Below are 1175 nucleotides of genomic sequence, written 5' to 3'. Positions count from 1 at the left end.
TGTAAGTTCGAAGACGAAATCAGACGGCAGCTCGTCCAATTCGATGATGGTTTCCGTATGCCCCTCTAAGTTCACGACGTAAGGTCCATCCTTTGGCGTACGTATATACGTTTTCGTGCTCATTTCGTTTAAGAGGTGCACGTTCGTCAGTTCAAGGGTGAACTTACAACTTTCATCTTTGAACAGAATCGAGTCGAACTGTCTCCACGTGACGTCCATTTGTGCAGTCAGTCGTTTCGTGTAACGCTCGATATAAAGACTTGCCGCCATAAAAACAGCAAGAACGAATGAAAAGATCGAGAGGTACGGCACGAACAACAAGATGACCATCACTGAAAATAAGACGATTTGGATTCGTTTTTCAAGCAAGAAAAATACATTGGTCGTGATGTTCATCGGAGTCACATGCCCATCTCGACCGGGACCGGGACGGTCGCCAAGAGTTCTTCCATGACCATGGCCTTCGAGGACTTGATCTCGCCCTCGAGCGTCAGTGTCAATCGATGTGCGAAAACGTATGGGGCCAAGAACTTGATGTCCTCTGGTGTGACATAGTCACGATTTTGGATATAGGCATAACTTTGAGCGGCTTTCGAGAGCGCAATCGTCGCACGTGGACTGATCCCCGTCTGAACATTCCGGTGACTACGTGACGCGGTCGCAATCGAGACGATATAACGTAACACATCTTTCGAGATGTGGATTTTCATGGCATCGGCTCGATATTGCAGGAGTTGCTCGAAATCGACATTCGCCAGTACCGCCTTCCGGGTCTCGGTGACAGATTCCTCCAACAATTGAAGTTCGAATTCTTCGGTCGGGTACCCTGTATGTAAACACATCATGAACCGGTCAAGCTGCGCATCAGGCAAAGAAAAGGTACCAGATGATTCAATCGGGTTTTGCGTCGCGATGACGAAGAATGGGGTAGGAAGGTGATAGGTCTTGCCCCCGACCGTCACCTGTCGTTCTTCCATCGCTTCAAGCAATGCAGACTGGGTACGTGGGACGGCCCGGTTGATTTCATCGATGAGCACGATGTTGGCGAAGATCGGGCCTTGCTTGTTTTCAAACTCTTGCGTCTTCAGATTGAAAAAATCTGAACCGACAATATCTGACGGTAATAAGTCGGCTGTGAACTGAATTCTTGAAAAGTCGCCGTGGAAACTCGTCGC

Annotated in this window: 2 protein-coding genes; both read right to left on the bottom strand. The window is 48.6% G+C overall.

Features of this window, described 5'->3' with window-relative positions:
• The coding region (locus tag KNP83_RS14920) for a hypothetical protein (RefSeq protein ID WP_214763108.1) at positions 1 to 396 on the bottom strand (396 nt) is incomplete at its 3' end.
• Between the two features lie 5 nt (positions 397 to 401).
• A partial coding sequence (locus tag KNP83_RS14915; protein WP_214763107.1) for an AAA family ATPase occupies positions 402 to 1175 on the bottom strand: 774 nt, incomplete at its 5' end.

It is taken from the genome of Exiguobacterium sp. s146, assembly GCF_018618415.1.
Classification (GTDB): domain Bacteria; phylum Bacillota; class Bacilli; order Exiguobacteriales; family Exiguobacteriaceae; genus Exiguobacterium.
The sequence above is the reverse complement of the archived record's forward strand: the minus strand, read 5'-3'. Positions and strand labels throughout refer to the sequence as shown.